This is a genomic window from Bradyrhizobium sp. SZCCHNS2022, assembly GCF_032377575.1.
GTDB classification, from domain to species: Bacteria; Pseudomonadota; Alphaproteobacteria; order Rhizobiales; family Xanthobacteraceae; genus Bradyrhizobium; species Bradyrhizobium aeschynomenes.
Genome location: NZ_JAUHHZ010000001.1, coordinates 2,562,132 through 2,578,662 on the forward strand (window position 1 = coordinate 2,562,132; position 16,531 = coordinate 2,578,662).

At 65.9% G+C, this 16,531-nt stretch carries 14 protein-coding genes; 11 read left to right on the forward strand and 3 right to left on the reverse strand.

Features of this window, described 5'->3' with window-relative positions; translation table 11 throughout:
* Nucleotides 1-63 precede the first annotated feature (63 nt).
* Entirely contained in the window at nt 64-849 is a 786-nt protein-coding gene (locus QXZ94_RS11405; RefSeq protein WP_315720481.1) for a DUF169 domain-containing protein, read from the reverse strand.
* Between the two features lie 186 nt (nt 850-1,035).
* Here QXZ94_RS11405 and QXZ94_RS11410 point away from each other — a divergent pair, with 186 nt between their 5' ends.
* Nucleotides 1,036-2,883 (forward strand): tetratricopeptide repeat protein, encoded by a 1,848-nt coding sequence (locus tag QXZ94_RS11410; protein WP_315720482.1) that lies wholly within the window; start codon nt 1,036-1,038, stop codon nt 2,881-2,883.
* On the opposite strand, the gene QXZ94_RS11415 is transcribed toward QXZ94_RS11410, so the two are convergent.
* A complete protein-coding gene (locus QXZ94_RS11415; RefSeq protein ID WP_315726204.1) occupies nt 2,880-3,668 on the reverse strand; it encodes a YdcF family protein in 789 nt (262 codons plus the stop codon). The two genes, QXZ94_RS11410 and QXZ94_RS11415, sit on opposite strands and share 4 nt — an antisense overlap.
* A 130-nt stretch (nt 3,669-3,798) precedes the next feature.
* Here QXZ94_RS11415 and QXZ94_RS11420 point away from each other — a divergent pair, with 130 nt between their 5' ends.
* From QXZ94_RS11420 to QXZ94_RS11430, 3 genes are all read left to right on the forward strand, one after another.
* Complete coding sequence (locus tag QXZ94_RS11420) at nt 3,799-4,740, forward strand: acetamidase/formamidase family protein (protein ID WP_315720483.1); 942 nt, start codon at nt 3,799-3,801, stop codon at nt 4,738-4,740.
* A 997-nt stretch (nt 4,741-5,737) separates the two neighbouring features.
* Entirely contained in the window at nt 5,738-5,935 is a 198-nt protein-coding gene (locus tag QXZ94_RS11425) for a hypothetical protein (RefSeq protein WP_006614936.1), read from the forward strand.
* 83 nt (nt 5,936-6,018) lie between these two features.
* Nucleotides 6,019-6,498, forward strand: a complete 480-nt coding sequence (locus tag QXZ94_RS11430) for a GcrA family cell cycle regulator (protein WP_172109694.1) — start codon at nt 6,019-6,021, stop codon at nt 6,496-6,498.
* Between the two features lie 376 nt (nt 6,499-6,874).
* Here QXZ94_RS11430 and QXZ94_RS11435 read toward each other — a convergent pair whose 3' ends face one another.
* Nucleotides 6,875-7,843 (reverse strand): SDR family NAD(P)-dependent oxidoreductase, encoded by a 969-nt coding sequence (locus QXZ94_RS11435; RefSeq protein WP_315720484.1) that lies wholly within the window; start codon nt 7,841-7,843, stop codon nt 6,875-6,877.
* Between the two features lie 225 nt (nt 7,844-8,068).
* Between QXZ94_RS11435 and QXZ94_RS11440 the strand changes: the two genes are divergently transcribed.
* From QXZ94_RS11440 to QXZ94_RS11470, 7 genes are all read left to right on the forward strand, one after another.
* Nucleotides 8,069-8,224 (forward strand): hypothetical protein, encoded by a 156-nt coding sequence (locus QXZ94_RS11440; protein ID WP_315720485.1) that lies wholly within the window; start codon nt 8,069-8,071, stop codon nt 8,222-8,224.
* A 497-nt stretch (nt 8,225-8,721) separates the two neighbouring features.
* Nucleotides 8,722-9,831, forward strand: coding sequence for a BMP family ABC transporter substrate-binding protein (locus QXZ94_RS11445; RefSeq protein ID WP_315720486.1), 1,110 nt, complete (start codon nt 8,722-8,724; stop codon nt 9,829-9,831).
* Nucleotides 9,828-10,937: an ABC transporter permease gene (locus tag QXZ94_RS11450; protein ID WP_315720487.1), complete on the forward strand. Its 1,110-nt coding sequence runs from the start codon at nt 9,828-9,830 to the stop codon at nt 10,935-10,937. The genes QXZ94_RS11445 and QXZ94_RS11450 overlap by 4 nt, the downstream gene beginning before the upstream one ends.
* 3 nt (nt 10,938-10,940) lie before the next feature.
* Entirely contained in the window at nt 10,941-11,867 is a 927-nt protein-coding gene (locus tag QXZ94_RS11455) for an ABC transporter permease (RefSeq protein WP_315720488.1), read from the forward strand.
* Nucleotides 11,868-12,066: 199 nt separating this feature from the next.
* Nucleotides 12,067-12,750, forward strand: a complete 684-nt coding sequence (locus QXZ94_RS11460) for an isochorismatase family cysteine hydrolase (protein WP_315720489.1) — start codon at nt 12,067-12,069, stop codon at nt 12,748-12,750.
* A 50-nt stretch (nt 12,751-12,800) separates the two neighbouring features.
* On the forward strand, nt 12,801-14,276 hold the full coding sequence (locus tag QXZ94_RS11465) for an ABC transporter ATP-binding protein (RefSeq protein ID WP_315726206.1): 1,476 nt from the start codon (nt 12,801-12,803) through the stop codon (nt 14,274-14,276).
* Nucleotides 14,277-14,826: 550 nt separating this feature from the next.
* Nucleotides 14,827-16,422, forward strand: coding sequence for an oleate hydratase (locus QXZ94_RS11470; RefSeq protein ID WP_315726207.1), 1,596 nt, complete (start codon nt 14,827-14,829; stop codon nt 16,420-16,422).
* Nucleotides 16,423-16,531 lie beyond the last annotated feature (109 nt).

Genomic DNA, 16,531 nt, shown 5'->3' on the forward strand with positions numbered 1-16,531 from the left:
AGCAATCCAGAGTCCCGTCCACAGCCCTGGATTCCTTCGCTGCACTCGCAATGACGGCGCATGTCATTTCTTCCCGTAAGACACATTCATTCCCGCGCGGACGTCGTTCTGGATGCCGTAGGGCGCGATCGGATAGCGCAGGCCGTTCCTGGCCAGCTGTTTCATGCCGGCGATCGCCTTGGCAAGATCGGCCGGCTTGAGCGCCATCAACATTTCTTCATCGGGCACGCCGCCGTAGCGGCGCTCGGCGAAGCACGGCAACGACAGGCTGGGCTCGCCGGTCTTCAGCGCGCGGCCCCAGGAATCGGCGCAGGCGGTCTCGCCGACGACGCCCCATTCGAACTTCTTGTAGCCGACATATTGCAGGCCGTTGATCAGGATGATCATCTGCCCCGGCGTCGCGTAGACGAGGCAGATGTCCGGCGGATCGAGCCGGCCGCTCGCCAGCGGGCTGACCGCCATCGCCTGATACTGCCCGAACGGCACGACATCCAGCGCCTGCTGCCGCTTGCGGGCGTCCTCCGCGGTGCCGTGCCAGACTCCGACATAGTTCGCGCCCTCGAGCCAGGTCTCGTCCTGCGGGCCGAGCCCGATCACCGCGCGGCATTGCGCGCCGACGAGATCATCGCCGGTGATGCCGACGGTCCAGCCCAGCCGCGCGGCCATGCTGACGATCTGGTCTGTGGTGTGCACCGCGTTGGGACGGCGGATCCTCTCGATCGCTTCCATGTCCTCGACGCGGGCGAACATCTTGATGCCGATCACCGTCGTCTTCAGCCGCAGCAGGCCGTTGAGATCGGCCACCATGGCCGCCAGGTCCAGCCTGTCTGTCGCGTTCGGCTGTTGCATGTGGCGTTTCCTCCCTGCCGCACCGTCTGCCCGTGCATCGCGTGGTTCGACTTCGGGGCGCTTGTTAGACCCTCGCACCTGATGATGCCAGCAAATCCGCCCCGCCGGCTCGCGTGCCATACTATGATCCTTCTCGATGCATCGGGAATCACTTATGAATTTTCGATCCTTGGACAGGACGACGCGATGAGCCGCAGTGACCGGAAGAAGGGCGCCAGGAGCGCAACGGCCGGCCCGGGCGGAACGAACGTTCTGTCCCCGGCCGCCCTGTACGAGGCGGGCTTGCACCACCTCGGCGCCGGCCGCCTGCTCGACGCGCAGGTCTGCTGCGAGCAGGCGCTGGCGGCCGAGCCGACCCACGCCGACAGCCTTGCGCTGATGGGCATCATCGCGCTGCAGACCGGGCAGCACGACCACGCCGTGGCCTGGTTCTCGCGCGCCATTCGGCAGAGCCCGAAGATCGACTATCTCACCAGCCTCGGCTTCACGCTCAAGCAGATGGGCCGGCTCGACGATGCGCTCGCGGTGTTCGACAAGGCGATCCAGCTCAGACCCGACGACGCCGAATTGTGGAAGCACATGGGCGGCGTGCTGCTGGCGCTGGATCGCGGTGCCGAGGCGCTGTTGAGCTATCAGCATGCCCTCACCATCGATCCCGCGCATCGGGAGTCCGCATTCCAGAGCGGCCTGCTGCTGCATCAGCAGCAGCGCTATGACGAGGCCGCGCAGGCCTTCACGGTGTGCCTGGCGCAGCAGCCGAACGACCTGCAATCGCTGCAGATGCGTGCCAGATGCGTCCGCGAGCTGAAGCGCTACGACGACTATTTGGCGGATTGCGAGCGCGCGCAGGCGCTGGCGCCCGACGATGCGCTCGTCTGCAACAATCTCGGCGATGCCCTCGTCTGCCTGCGCCGGATCGACGAGGCGCTGGTCTGGTTCGACAGGGCATTGGCGCTGCGACCGGACTTCGTCGACGTACTGCACAACAAGGGCTTCGCGCTGCTGCAAGCACTGCGTTTCGAGGAGGCGATCGCGGTCTACCGCAAGATCCTTGCGCTCGAACCGGACAACGCCAAAGCAGAATGGCAGCTCGCCCATATCGAGCTGCAATGCGGCGACTATGCCGCCGGCTGGGCGCACCGCGAGGCGCGCTGGAACATGCCGGATTTCTCGCCCGACTATCCGCGCTTCACGCAGCCAAAATGGTTGGGCCAGGAGGATATCTCCGGCAAGACCATCCTGGTCGAGGAGGACGAAGGCTTCGGCGACAACATCCAGTTCGCGCGCTATCTGCCGATGGTCGCGGCGCGCGGCGCCAAGGTGATCCTGGTCGTCCGCGAGCCGCTGCGGCGGCTGATGGCCGGCATCGACGGCGTGTCGCAGTGCCTCGCCTTCACGCCGGACCTGCAGCGGCCGGCCTTCGACATGCATTGTCCGATCATGAGCCTGCCGCTCGCCTTCGGCACCACGCTCGACACCATCCCACCGGCCAACTATCTGCCCCCGCCGCCGGCCGATCGCGTCGCCGCCTGGGAGCAGCGGCTCGGTGGGCACGACCGGCTGCGCGTCGGCCTCGTCTGGTCCGGCAATCCGCACCAGGCCAACGACGGCAACCGCTCGATGCCGCTGTCGACGCTGCTGCCGCTGCTCGATGTCGCGGCGGATTTCATCAGCCTGCAAAAAGAGCTGCGGCCAGCGGACCGGGCGCTGCTCGCGCAGCAGAGCCGCATCCGCGACCTCACGGCTGATCTGGCCGACTTTGCCGAAACGGCGGCCCTCATGTCCTGTCTCGACGTGGTCGTCACCGTCTGCACCAGCACCGCGCATCTCGCCGCGACGCTCGGACGGCCGACCTGGATCATGCTGCCGCACCTCGCCGACTGGCGCTGGCTCAGGGATCGCGACGACAGCCCGTGGTATCCGAGCGCGCGGCTGTTCCGCCAGGACGCCGGTCGCAGCTTCGAGCCGGTCGTGCACGCCGTGCGCACCGAGCTGGCGGCGATGATCACCGGCTTCAACAAGACGACGGCCTAGGTCGGTCCCGGAAACAGATCGTCGGTGCGACCGCGCAGGCGGTAGGCCAAGAGCCCGACCCATTCGCGCACGGCGATGTCGGCGCGCCGCAGGCCGAGCAGCGAGATGCCGTCGAATTCGAGCACGCGGCCGACGCGCCAGTCGACCGGATAGGGCTCGACCGGAAAGCCCGCTTTCCGGAACAGCCCGACCGAGCGCGGCATGTGATAGGCTGAGGTCACCAGCAGCCAGCGCTCGCCCGGCTTCGGCGCAATCATCCCCTTGGAGAAGATCGCGTTCTCGTAGGTGTTGCGCGATTGCCGCTCCAGCAGCAGGCGCTCCTTGGGCACGCCGAGGCTCTCCAGGATTTCTGCGCCGACGTCGGCCTCTTTGGCCTCGGTCGCGATCAGGTTGGCGCTGCCGCCCGTGAACAGGATTCGCGCATTCGGATAGCGCCGCGCCAGCACCGCGGCCTGGATCACCCGGTCGGCGCCCGCCACCGTCACCGGCATGCCGTACATCACCGAGAGGTCGGAGTCGACGGGACCGCCGAGCACGATGATGCCGTCCGGCGCGCCCTTCGCCGGGTCCCATTTCGGAAACCGGCTCTCCAGCGGAGAGAGCATCAGGCTGCCGAGCGGCGTCAGGCCGACGATCGCCAGCAGCAGCATGGCCGTGACGACCAGCCTGCGCCCCAGCACGGTGAACCGCGTCGGCATCAGGATGGCGCCGACGAGGCCCAGCGCAATCATGAAATTGGTCGGCAGTGCCAGCAGGCCGAGCGTCTTCGACAGCACAAAGAACATTGCGAGCTCCGGCGCGGGGTGAGAGGCCACGGCCGTCCTCATACACGACAGCCGCCATGCGTCGCCATCTCTCTGCGGCGGGCTTTGAATGCGCTATGGTCGTGGCCGAACCGGAGAGAATGAGAGGACCATGGCCCATCACCATCTGCACGCCAGCCCCGAGACCTGCCATTGGGGCTTCTTCGAATCCCGGCTGAAGCCGGTGCTCACGGTCGACAGCGGTGACGAGGTCACGATCGACTCGATCAGCGGCGGGCCCGACGTGGTGCCCGATACCAGCAAATTCCACGTGCCGCCGGAACTGTTCGACGTTCACGCCCGCAGTGAGCGCATGGTGCCCGGCCACATCCTGACGGGGCCGATCGCGGTCCATGGCGCCGAGGTCGGTGACGTGCTGGAGGTCGACATCCTCGACGTGCAGCTGCGCCAGGACTGGGGCTACAATTTCATCCGTCCGCTGGCCGGCACCCTGCCCGACGATTTCCACGAGAGCCGGCTGATGAACATCCCGCTCGACCGGGAGCGCATGGTCGGCAAGATGCCGTGGGGGCTGGAGCTGCCGCTGGCGCCGTTCTTCGGCGTGATGGGCGTAGCGCCGCCGCCGGCCTGGGGCCGCATCACCTCGCTGATCCCGCGCGCGATGGGCGGCAATCTCGACAACAAGGAGCTTAGGCCCGGCGCGAAGCTCTATCTGCCGGTGTTCGTGCCGGGCGCGCTGTTCTCCTGCGGCGACGGCCATGGCGTGCAGGGCGATGGCGAGGTCTGCGTCACCGCGATCGAGACCGCGCTTCAGGGCCGCTTTCGTCTCACCGTGCGCAAGGATCTCAAATTCGACTATCCGCGCGCCGAGACCGCCACGCATTACATGACGATGGCGATGGACCCGGATCTCGACCAGTGCGTGGTGCGCGCGCTGCGCGACATGATCGTGCTGCTCGGCGAGAAGCGCAATCTGTCGCGCGAGGACGCCTATACGCTGTGCAGCCTCGCGGCCGACCTGCGGGTGACCCAGACCGTCAACGGCTCCAAGGGCATTCATTGCATGATCGCGAAGTCGGTCGTGCACGGGTGAGGTCGTCGTGGGCCGCGCTCGCGCGGCTCGCTCCATTGTCGTCGCCCGGCTTGACCGGGCGACCCAGTACTCCGCGGCCATGGTGGGTCCTCGATAGGCCGCGGCGTACTGGATCCCCGCCTGCGCGGGGATGACGATCGAATGTGACGCGCCCTCGCTTATCCCAACAGACAAGCGTTTTCATCCTCGCGCGCCGCTCGCGCCGAGTCATGCCGCTCATCTCACCCTCACGAAGTTCGGAGGGCGCAGGGAAGGCCAGGCGTCGGCTGACGCCTGCGGCCCGCCTGCGAGAAAAAATGCAGGCGGCAGGTACCACAGGTGCAGCCGGACAACGCCCGGCCTTCCCTGCGCGATGGTCTTCACGCTTATACGCAGTCTGCCTGGTGCGCCGGGCTTGTTGGCCACCATTGCCCGCGCGGCGCGCAAGCGCCGTCACGAACGTAGCACCAGCATCGGGGTGCCAGCACGCTGCGACTTCACGTCCGCGCCGAACCGTTCGTCCGCGCATCCTCTCGGACGCGCTGCGGCTCGCTCGCGGCCATCGCTCCCCGCCTCGCGTGTCGTGACGATCGCGCGCAACGCCCCTTCCGAATGAGGCGGGATGCGTGCAATAGAGCATGATTTCCGGAAAAGCGAAAGCGTTATTTTCTGGATTATAGAAATTTGACCCGGCGTGGCGCCGCGGCGAGCCGTCCCATGGCTGCTGGGCGGGAGGACCGTCGCGCAGGGCGCGGTCGGACGGCCCGGACCGATGTCCGGAAGGAGTCCCGACAGTTGCGCCGCGAATCCTCTCCACCCGCTCGTGCACCGTACCATTCCGGGCCCGGACTCGCCGAGCGCGCGGAGAGTCACCGCCGCGACCCGCCCGATTCGTCAGATTTCCATAAAATTCAATAGTTTAACCACTTATCCCCAGGACGCTGTACAACCTATTGGATTCCTAATAGAGTCTAAAAAGTTACTTTTCTGTACACCGGTTACGGACTAGCTTTTAGGCATGGCGACGGAAAAAGCCGAAACTGACCGCATCCCCGTAACCCTGGCCCTGGCAACCATTGGCTATCTCGAAAAGCTCGTGAAACAGGGCACCCACGGCACCAGCGTTCCGGGTGTCTGCAGAACGTTGATTGAAGAAGGCATCCGGCTCGCCATCAAGGACGGGCTGCTGTCGATTCGCGACAACGGACGGGCGTAACAGGGACACGACACGCGGAGACAGTTTCGGTGCGGCCGTCGGCCAGGACGATCCAGGACGGATCAAACTTGGAAGCGACAACAATGCCCGCCGAACGACAGACCCAACCCACCTGGACCGAGGAACGCCTCCGGGCCCTGAAGCAGCACTTTGAAGCCGGGCTGACCTGCCGCGAGATCGCCGCCGAGCTCGGCGTCAGCCGCAATGCCGTGATCGGCAAGATCTCCCGCCTCGCGCTGACGCGCGACAATGGCGGCGACTCCAGGCGCGTGGTGCGCGCCGAGACCACCCGCGACGGCGCGCGCCGCCCGGTGCCGAAACTGCGCCGCCGCATCCTGCGCGCGGTGAGCAACGATCCGCCGCCGATCATGGTCGAGGAGCCGCCCGCCGGCCCCGTCGAGAACGGCTGCTCGCTGTTCGAACTCTCCAAGGAACGCTGCCGCTGGCCGATCTCGACGCCCGGCGCGGATGATTTCTGCTTCTGCGGCTCGAAGCCGATCGAGGGTTTGCCGTATTGCCCGAGCCACACGCGGATGGCGTATCGGGTGGCGTCGTCGCGGTAGATATCCCGTTTAGCGCAAACCTCGATCACGATCGGTCCTGGGGCGCCCCTTCACTGTTTGCTCGGTCGCCGCGTTCTGCGGGGACGGTGCGGCGGTCTCGTCTCCCCTCCCCTCCAGGGCAGGGCTATCGCATATGGTCAATCTAGGTGTGTCGCGAAACCGTCTCCACATCGTCATGCCCGGGCTCCGTCCCGGGCATCCATGTCGTTCTCAGCATGCTGGACGACGTGGATGGCCGGGACAAGCCCGGCCATGACGACGCGGAGGGAGATGGGCGCAAAACATCGATCGCGATATGCGATAGCCCTGCCCGCAAGGGGGAGGGGAGCTCACTGTCCGCGCCGTACGAGCGATGTCCACAACTAACAGGTATTCCCTACCCCAGCTTCCACCCCGCCTCCTGCGCGAAGCGCTGGAAGAATTCCGGCTCGTAGGCCTGCTCCGGCGACTGCCGCACGCGCATGTCCAGGAGCTTCGCATCCTCCCCGACCAGGATGCGCCACTGCTCGGCTTTCACGCCGTCGAGGATGATCTTCGCCGCCTGCGCGGCCGTGGTCGGCGCGTCCTCGAGGAAGCTGCGGGCGCGTTCGCGGGCGGCGTTCTGGATGTCGGCATCGCTCATCGCTGACACGTCGATGCCCATGCCCTTCATGCGCTGGCGGGCCTGGGCGAGCTCGGTCTCGCTGAGCTCGTCCGACTCGCCGCCGCTCTGGACCTTGCGCGAGTTCGAGACGATCGACGTGCCGATATGGCCGGGCATGACCACCGAGCATTTGATGTGCGGAGCGTTGAGGCGGAGGTCGTTGATCAGCGCTTCGGTAAAACCCTTCACCGCAAATTTCGCGGCGCTGTAGGCGGTGTGCGAGACGCCCATGCCGACCGAGGCCCAGAAGCCGTTGACGCTGGACGTGTTGACGATGTGGGCTTCGTCGGCCTTCAGCAGCATCGGCAGGAAGGTGCGGACGCCGAGATAGACGCCGCCCCAGCAGATGTTGAAGGTGCGCTCCCACTGCTCCCGGGAGTTGGTGAACAGGCTGCCGCCGCCGCCGATGCCGGCATTGTTGAACAGCAGATGGATCTTGTCGGTCGCCTGCTGCTCGATGAGCTCATCGCGGAAACGCTGCAGCTGCGCCTCGATCGAGACGTCGGCGACGTGGGTGGTGACGCGCAGGCCCTGCGGCAGTCCCTCCGACTCGCACAGCCGCTTGGTCTCGGCCATCGCCTCGGCCGAGACGTCGCACATCGCGACGTTGCAGCCCTCAGCGACGAGCTGGCGCGCCAGCTCGCGGCCCATGCCCGTGCCGCCTCCGGTGATCACAGCGATCCTGCCGGCGAAATCCTTCATCGACGTCTGTCCTTCCCTGCTGCGGGTCGGCCGCGGCCGTCCCGGCGACTTGCTCGTTCTCTTCTCGGAACGCGGGGATGAGCTTAGGGCGTTTGGCGCGCCTGACCAGAGCCGATGTCGACGATCTCCGTTGCAGCGCGGAAGCGAAACATTTCACGCCCGGGTTGAACCCGCGCGGCAGCGCTCCGACTTATTCCGTGGGGAGGCAGGCTCGAGGAGGTTCGCATGGCGTACCAACAGGGGCACTGGCAGGACGAGAGCTGGCGCGACACGATGGTCGATCCGGCCGGTCCCGGCGACGGCGCCTATGTCACCGGCTGGACCATCTCAGGGCTCGCCGTGATCGGCACCATCGTCGCCGTCTGGCTGCTCGGCATCTGATCGGCGCGACGCGCATCGTCATGACGTGACAGAAGGCCTCGCCAAGCATGGCGTGTGGACACGTGCGCGCCGCTGCTTCCTCCGTCATTGCGAGCGCAGCGGAGCAATCCAGGGCTCTTGACGGGACTCTGGATTGCTTCGTCGCTACGCTCCTCGCAATGACGTGGAGAGAGCAGACCCGTTTCCCGTCTCCGGACCAAGTTCTCACAACCGCGTTTCAGAACGCGCGCTGACCGCAGAGGTCTCGCTACGGCAGTCTCGCTCCGCCGAACTTGTTGCATACAATTGAAGTCGATTGATTAAAAATTAGGCCACATTTCGTTCGCAGCAATCGTTGCCCAATTCGCAGCCAATCACAAAGCAGTGGTCCGTCAGTGGCTTAGGTTTCCTGCCGGGCCAAAAGCCCCTGGCACGAAGCTTGCGATCCCCGCCGAGGCTGCGCCGTGCCGGCGAAGCCGAGAGGCGCGGGCACGATAGCCCGCCGAGGGAGCACACCAATGGACTTTGGCAGGATTTCACGACGGCATCTGTTGCAGGGTGGCGCGGCGCTGACGCTCGGCGCAGCCGCGGGCCTGCGGCCGGCCTTCGCGGCGGAGACGACGATCGGCTTCATCTATGTCGGCTCGCGCGACGACTACGGCTACAACCAGGCGCATGCGCAGGGCGCGGCGGCGCTGAAGAAGCTGCCGGGGCTGAAGGTGATCGAAGAGGAGAAGGTGCCGGAGACCGACGCAGTCGAGAAGACGATCGAGTCGATGATCAATCTCGACGGCGCCACGCTGCTGTTCCCGACCTCGTTCGGCTACTACAATCCGCACATGATCAAGATGGCCAACAAGTACCCGAAGCTGCGCTTCGAGCACTGCGGCGGCCTGTGGAGCGAGAAGGACCCGAAGAACGCCGGCTCCTATTTCGGCTACATCGACGAGGCGCAGTACATCGCCGGCATCGTCGCGGGCTACACCAGCAAGAGCGGCAAGCTCGGCTTCGTCGCCGCCAAGCCGATCCCGCAGGTGCTGCGCAACATCAACGCCTTCACGCTCGGCGCCCAACTCGCCAATCCCAAGGCCACCACCCAGGTGATCTTCACCGGCGACTGGTCGATGCCGGTCAAGGAGGCCGAGGCGACCAACAGCCTGATCGACCAGGGCGTCGACGTGCTGACCTGCCATGTCGACGGTCCGAAGACGATGGTCGAGAACGCCGCGCGCCGCGGCGCCTTCGTCACGGGTTATCACGTCAACCAGTCGCCGCTGGCACCGAAGGCCTATCTGACCGGCGCCGAGTGGAACTGGGAGGCGCTGTATCCGAAGTTCGTCAAGATGCTGGCCGCGGGTGAGAGCATTCCGAACTTCTATCGCGGCGGCTTGAAGGAAGAGCTGGTCAAGGTGTCGCCCTATGGCGAGGCCGTCTCGGAAGCTGCGCGCAAGCATGCCGACGAGATCAAGGCCAAGTTTCTCGGCGACGGCTATACGATCTTCAAGGGCCCGATCAAGGACAACAAGGGCAACACCGTGATCACCGCGGGCACCGAGCGCGGCCAGAAGGATCCCGAGCTCGAGAAGATGGACTATCTGGTCGAGGGCGTGATCGGAGCCACGTCGTGACCACGGAGGCGGCCGATCCGGTTGATGCGGCCGCCATCGCGCCGGCCGCCGACGCAGGCTTCCTGCAGCGTTACGGCGCGAGCATTGAATACATCCTCATTCCGGGCGCGGCGCTGGTCGCCGCGCTCCTGGTGTTCGGCGGGTTCGTGGCGCTGTTCGGCAAGAACCCGCTCGATCTCTATTGGTACATGTATTACGGCGCGTTCGGCACCTGGTTCTCCTGGCAGAACACGCTGAGCCGCGCCGCGCCGCTCATTCTCACCGCGCTGTGCACCGCCCTGCCCGCGCAATTGGGCATGGTGATCATCGGCGGCGAAGGTGCGCTGTTGATCGGTGCGCTGTCCGCCACATCAGCGGCGCTGGCGCTGCAAGGGATGCCGCCGCTCGTCGTGCAGATCGCCATGGTGATCGCCGGCATGACCGGCGGAGGATTGTGGATTCTGCTGTCCGGTGGCCTGCGTCAGTATCGTGGCGTCAACGAGACCATCTCCAGCCTGCTGCTGGTCTACATCGCGCTCGCGATCCTCAACCATCTCGTCGAAGGCGTGATGCGCGACCCGGCGAGCCTCAACAAGCCGTCGACGCGCGAGATCGGCGCCGCCAACATGATCGGGACCATCCCGGGCACCGACGTACATTGGGGCCTGGTGTTCGGGCTGATCCTGGCGGTCGCGTCCTACGTGCTGATCTATCACACCACGTTCGGGTTCGCCGCGCGCGTGGCGGGGGGCAACATCCGCGCCGCGAAGATCGTCGGTCTCTCCGTCGGCAAGCTGATCCTCACCGTGTGCTTCCTCGCCGGCGCCTGCGCCGGGCTCGCCGGGATGGTCGAGGTCGCCGCGGTGCAGGGCCGCACCAATGCGAACCTCGCGGTCGGCTACGGCTTCACCGGCATCCTCGTGGCATTTCTGGCGCGGCAGAATCCGCTGGCGATCATCCCCGTGGCGATCCTGCTCGGCGGCATCAACGCCTCCGGCGGCCTGCTGCAGCGCCGGCTCGGCCTGCCCGATGCCTCCGTGCTGGTGCTGCAGGGGATCATCTTCATCTCGGTGCTGGCGAGCGACGCGCTCTACGGGCGTATCGGCTTCCTCAAGGGAAAGTCCTGAGACATGGCTGACGGCAACATTGGACTCTGGACCGTCCCGCTCGCGGTGCTCGGGGGCGCCATCCGCGTCTCCACGCCGTTCCTGTTTGTCAGCTTGGGCGAATGCATCACCGAGCGCTCCGGCCGCATCAATCTCGGCCTCGAGGGCACGCTGGTGATGGGCGCGATGAGCGCCTATGGCATCTCCTATCTGTCGGGCTCGCCCTGGCTCGGGGTGCTCGCCGCAGGCCTCACCGGCGCGCTGCTCGGGGCGCTGCATGCCGGCATCTGCTCGCTGCCGCGCGTCAACGACGTCGCGGTGGGCATTTCGCTGATGCTGTTCGGCACCGGGCTCGCCTTCTTCCTCGGCAAGCCGCTGATCGAGCCGACCGCGGCGCGGCTGCCGGCCATCGATTTCGGCTGGTGGAGCGACGTGCCGCAGGTGCGCGCCGCGCTGCGCATCAACGTGCTGTTCCTGCTCGGCGTCGCGCTGGCGCCGATCCTGTTCTGGGCGTTCAAGACCACGCGCTGGGGTCTCCTGATCCGCACCGCCGGCGAGAGCGCCGATGCGGCACGCGCGATGGGCCACTCCGTGCTGATGATCCGGCTGCGTGCGACCATGGCCGGCGGCTTCCTCGCCGGCATCGGCGGCTCGTTCCTGTCGCTGTTCTATCCCGGCAGCTGGAACGAGGGCCTGTCATCAGGACAAGGCATCACCGCGGTCGCGCTCGTGATCTTCGCGCGCTGGGACCCGATGCTGTGCCTGTGGGCCTCGCTCGCCTTCGGCGGCGCCGCAGCGCTCGGACCGGCGCTGCAGTCGGTCGGCGTCACCTCCGGCTATCATCTGTTCAACGCCGCGCCCTACATCCTGACGCTGCTGATCATGATCATCACCTGCTCGCCCAAGCGCACGCTGAGTGGCGCGCCGGCCGAGCTGTCGATCACGCGGTGATATCAGTGGGCAGGCTGAAGATGTTGAAGCAGGCAATCTTGCTGCGGCCATCCTTCGAGACGGCCGCCTTTGGCGGCCTCCTCAGGATGAGGAGTCTTTGCGCGGCGACCGGCCAACCAAACCCTCATGGTGAGGAGCGTCGCCCTTGCGACGCGTCTCGAACCATGAGGCCCCAACACACGCTAACGGGAGCCTCAGCATGACAACGCGCACCATCCGCTCCGAGCCCTACGCCTGGCCCTATAACGGCGATCTGCGCCCCGAGAACACCGCGCTGATCGTCATCGACATGCAGACCGATTTCTGCGGCGTCGGCGGCTATGTCGACAAGATGGGCTATGATCTGTCGCTGACCCGTGCCCCCATCGAGCCGATCAAGAAGCTGCTGACGGTGATGCGGGCGCAAGGCTTCCTGATCATCCACACCCGCGAGGGCCATCGCACCGATCTCTCCGATCTGCCCGCCAACAAGCGCTGGCGCTCGCAGCAGATCGGCGCCGGGATCGGCGATCCCGGACCGTGCGGCCGCATCCTGGTGCGCGGCGAGCCCGGCTGGGAGATCATCCCGGATCTGGCTCCTCTGCCTGGCGAAATCATCATCGACAAGCCCGGCAAGGGCTCGTTCTGCGCCACTGATCTGGAGCTGATCCTGCGCCTCAAGGGCATCCAGAACATCGTGCTCACGGGCATCACCACCGACGTCTGCGTCCACACCACGATGCGCGAGGGCAATGATCGCGGCTTCGAATGCGTGCTGCTGTCGGACTGTTGCGGCGCCACCGATCAAAGCAATCACGACCACGCGCTGAAGATGATCAAGATGCAGGGCGGCGTGTTCGGCGCGGTCGCAACCTCCTCCGCGCTGATCGAGGCGCTGTCGTGATCGGCGACGATCCGACACCAACGGGCGCGTTCGGCGTCGAGGCCATCGCGATGACGATGCGCTTCGGCGCGTTCACCGCGCTCGACAATGTCGAGCTCAAGGTCAAGCCCGGCTCGTTCCACGCGCTGCTCGGCGAGAACGGCGCCGGCAAGTCGACGCTGGTCAAATGCATCATGGGCTACTACCGGCCGACCGAGGGCGACGTGCTGATCGCCGAGCGCGAGCGCGCGATCAGCAACCCGAAGGACGCCCACGCGCTCGGCCTCGGCATGGTCTATCAGCATTTTACTCTCGTGCCGGCGATGACCGTGGCCGAGAACCTGGTGCTGGCGCGCGACGATGTGCCGGCGGTGGTGAATTGGCCTAAGGAGAAGCAGCAGCTGGAGGCGTTCCTGTCGCGCATGCCGTTCCGCGTGCCGCTCGACGCAAAGGTCTCTGACATTTCGGCCGGCGAGCGGCAGAAATGCGAGATCCTCAAGCAGCTCTATCTCAAGCGCCGCTTCCTGATCCTGGACGAGCCGACCTCGGTGCTGACGCCGGGCGAGGCCGACGAGGTGCTGGGCATGCTGCGCAAGATGGTCGAGGCCGGCGAGCTGACCATCCTGATGATCACGCACAAATTCCGCGAGGTGATGGCGTTCGCCGACGAGGTCACCATCCTCCGACGCGGCAAGCTCGCGGGCCGCGGCAAGGTCTCCGAGCTGACGCCCGATGACATGGCGCGGATGATGATCGGCGCCGAGCAGCTGACGGTGCAGCCGTCGCGCACCGGCGAGGCCGGCAAGGTCAGGCTCGAAGTCGAAAAGCTGGTCGCGCGCGACGACGCCGGCGGCCTCGCCGTGCACGATCTTTCGCTCACCGTGCGCGCCGGCGAGATCGTCGGCATCGCCGGCGTCTCCGGCAACGGCCAGCGCCAGCTGGTCGAGGTGCTCGCCGGCCAGCGCGAGGCCGAGAGCGGCGCGGTCCTCGTGTCGGGCGCGCCCTATTCCGCGAGCCGCGAGGAGATGCGGCGGCACAAGATGTCGCTGCTGCCCGAGGAGCCCTTGAAGAACGCCTGTGTCGGCGGCATGAGCGTCGCCGACAACATCGCGCTGCGCGAGTTCGACCGCGCCCCGTTCGCCAGCGGCGGCTGGTGGCTGAACAAATCCGCCTTCCGCAAGGACGCCACCAGCAAGATCAACCGCTACAAGATCAAGACCCGCACGCCGGATACGCCGATCTCGGCGCTCTCGGGCGGCAACGTGCAGCGCGCCGTGCTGGCGCGCGAGCTCGGCCACGACGTCGAGGTCCTGATCGCCGCCAATCCCTGCTTCGGCCTCGACTTCGCGGCGGTGGCGCAGATCCACGCCGAGATCATGGCCGCCCGCAACCGCGGCGCCGCGGTGCTGCTGGTCAGCGAGGATCTCGACGAGTTGCTGGAGCTGTCCGACCGGCTGGTCGTGATGTTCCACGGCCAGCTGGTCTACGAGACTCGCGCCGGCGAGGCCGACCTGACTGAGATCGGCCGGCATATGGCGGGGCATTGAGGGCGAGGTTGATGCCTGGCGAGAAGCAACGTCCTCAGGCTCTCGCGCTGCTATTGGCATGGCTCGCTCTCCGCGTCATTGCGAGCGCAGCGGTAACTGCCCAGCTCGCGCAACGACCAACGGTGTCGTCCCGGCCTTGAGCCGGGACCCATACTCCGCGGCCGTCGTGATGGCCGCGATGTGAACGACGCGCCTGCCCCGAACTATACCCTGTGGCTCTGGGTCCCGGCTCGAGGCCGGGACGACAGCAGAGCTTGCCGCTCCTGCATTCGCAGTCTCACATCATGTGAGCGCGCGAAGCCATCGCCTCACCGTCATTGCGAGCTCAGCGGCGCAGCGAAGCAATCCAGAGTCCTCACACCATCCTGGATTGCTTCGCTGCGCTCGCAATGACAACGGAAAGACTGGCGCGTGCCCATGCCGGGACATTGCGCCGCCCCCGGGCAAACGACCTCAGCGTGTTGACGACTAATTCATCCCGCTGCGGTAAATTGCGCTCCGGCGGGCTTTGTTTGGCCGGTGACCGGCCGCGCCTGCCGGCATTTTTCCTATTTTCCTTCAAACCTTTAAACAGCAGGTCGACATCATGAAGGCCTATTTCATCGGCGGTGGCATCGGTTCACTCTCAGGCGCAGCATTCATGATCCGCGACGGCGGCGTGGCCGGGCGCGACATCACTTTGTTCGAGAAACGCCTGCCCTATGGCGGCAGTCTCGACGGCGCCAGGCTTGCGGACGGCTCCTACTCGATGCGCGGCGGGCGCATGCTGACGACAGAGCAATACGAGTGCACGTGGGATCTGCTGTCGACGATCCCGAGCGCTTCGCAGCCGTCCGAGAACATCCTCAGCGAAACCGAGATGTTCAACAAGCTGCACGTCACGCATGCGCAGGCGCGGCTGGTCGACCGCAACCGGCACAAGGTCGACGTCTCCACCATGGGCTTCTCGATGGAGGACCGCATCGAGATGACCAGGCTCACCGAAACCCCGGAGGACAAGCTCGGCAACTCGCTGATCTCCGACTGGCTGTCGCCGCCGTTCTTCACCACGAATTTCTGGCTGATGTGGCAGACGGCGTTCGCGTTCCAGCCGTGGCACAGCGCGGTCGAATTCAGGCGCTACATGCGCCGCTTCATGAACGAATTCCCGACGATGAATACGCTCGGCGGCGTCAAGCGCACGGTCTACAATCAGAACGACTCGATCGTGAAGCCGCTGATGCGCTGGCTCGAGGAGCACGGCGTCAACTTCGTCGGCGGCGCCGATGTCACCGACATCGCGCTCGTCACGGAGAACGGCAGGCATCGCGCCACGCGGCTCGACCTGACGCAGAACGGCGCCAGCCGCAGCATCGATCTCGCCCCCGACGATCTCGTGTTCTACACGGCGGGCTCGATGACCGATGCGACCAGCCTCGGCAGCCACGACAGCCCGCCGAAGCAATTGACCAAGGAGGACAGCCGCGGCTGGGCGTTGTGGGAGAAGCTCGCCGCCGACCGGCCCGAGTTCGGCAATCCCGCGATCTTCAACTCCAACATCCCGGAATCCAGCTTCGAATCCTTCACGGTCACCTGCCGCAATCCGCGCTTCTTCGATGCGATGCAGAACTTCAGCGGCAATGTCGCCGGCACCGGCGCCCTCGTGTCCTTCACCGACTCCAACTGGCTGATGTCGATCGTGCTGTACACTCAACCCTATTTTCCGGACCAGCCGGAGGGCATCCAGATCTTCTGGGGCTATGGACTCTACCCCGACCGCGTCGGCAATTTTGTGCCCAAGCCGATGTCGGAATGCAGCGGCGCCGAGATCCTGAAGGAGCTGTGCGGGCATCTGCGCTTCCCGCTCACCGTGTTCGACGAGGCCACCTGCGTGCCGTGCTGGATGCCGTACATCATGAGCGAGTTCATGCCGCGCAGCATGGGCGACCGGCCGCTGCCGGTGCCGGCCAATTCGCAGAACCTCGCCTTCATCGGCCAGTTCGTCGAGCTGCCGGAGGATGCCGTGTTCACCATCGAATATTCGGTGCGCGGGGCCATGCACGCGGTGTATCAGCTCATGAAGATCGATCGCGCCATTCCGCCGGTCACACCGTGGGACAAATCGCTGAAGGTGCTGGCGCAGGCCGCCATCAAATCCTTCGCCTGACCTCGCGCGCGAGATCGTGATCGTCAGTGTCTCGCCGCGGTTGATCTGAATCAGTTCCGTCGGGACACACGGCCGCTAATCCCCGGATCGGTACAGACGATCCGGGTGA

Coding starts and splice junctions, on each gene's coding strand:
- QXZ94_RS11405 (WP_315720481.1), bottom strand. CDS start 849: ATGCAACAGCCGAACGCGACAGACAGGCTGGACCTGGCGGCCATGGTG.
- QXZ94_RS11410 (WP_315720482.1), top strand. CDS start 1,036: ATGAGCCGCAGTGACCGGAAGAAGGGCGCCAGGAGCGCAACGGCCGGC.
- QXZ94_RS11415 (WP_315726204.1), bottom strand. CDS start 3,668: ATGTTCTTTGTGCTGTCGAAGACGCTCGGCCTGCTGGCACTGCCGACC.
- QXZ94_RS11420 (WP_315720483.1), top strand. CDS start 3,799: ATGGCCCATCACCATCTGCACGCCAGCCCCGAGACCTGCCATTGGGGC.
- QXZ94_RS11425 (WP_006614936.1), top strand. CDS start 5,738: ATGGCGACGGAAAAAGCCGAAACTGACCGCATCCCCGTAACCCTGGCC.
- QXZ94_RS11430 (WP_172109694.1), top strand. CDS start 6,019: ATGCCCGCCGAACGACAGACCCAACCCACCTGGACCGAGGAACGCCTC.
- QXZ94_RS11435 (WP_315720484.1), bottom strand. CDS start 7,843: ATGAAGGATTTCGCCGGCAGGATCGCTGTGATCACCGGAGGCGGCACG.
- QXZ94_RS11440 (WP_315720485.1), top strand. CDS start 8,069: ATGGCGTACCAACAGGGGCACTGGCAGGACGAGAGCTGGCGCGACACG.
- QXZ94_RS11445 (WP_315720486.1), top strand. CDS start 8,722: ATGGACTTTGGCAGGATTTCACGACGGCATCTGTTGCAGGGTGGCGCG.
- QXZ94_RS11455 (WP_315720488.1), top strand. CDS start 10,941: ATGGCTGACGGCAACATTGGACTCTGGACCGTCCCGCTCGCGGTGCTC.
- QXZ94_RS11460 (WP_315720489.1), top strand. CDS start 12,067: ATGACAACGCGCACCATCCGCTCCGAGCCCTACGCCTGGCCCTATAAC.
- QXZ94_RS11465 (WP_315726206.1), top strand. CDS start 12,801: ATGACGATGCGCTTCGGCGCGTTCACCGCGCTCGACAATGTCGAGCTC.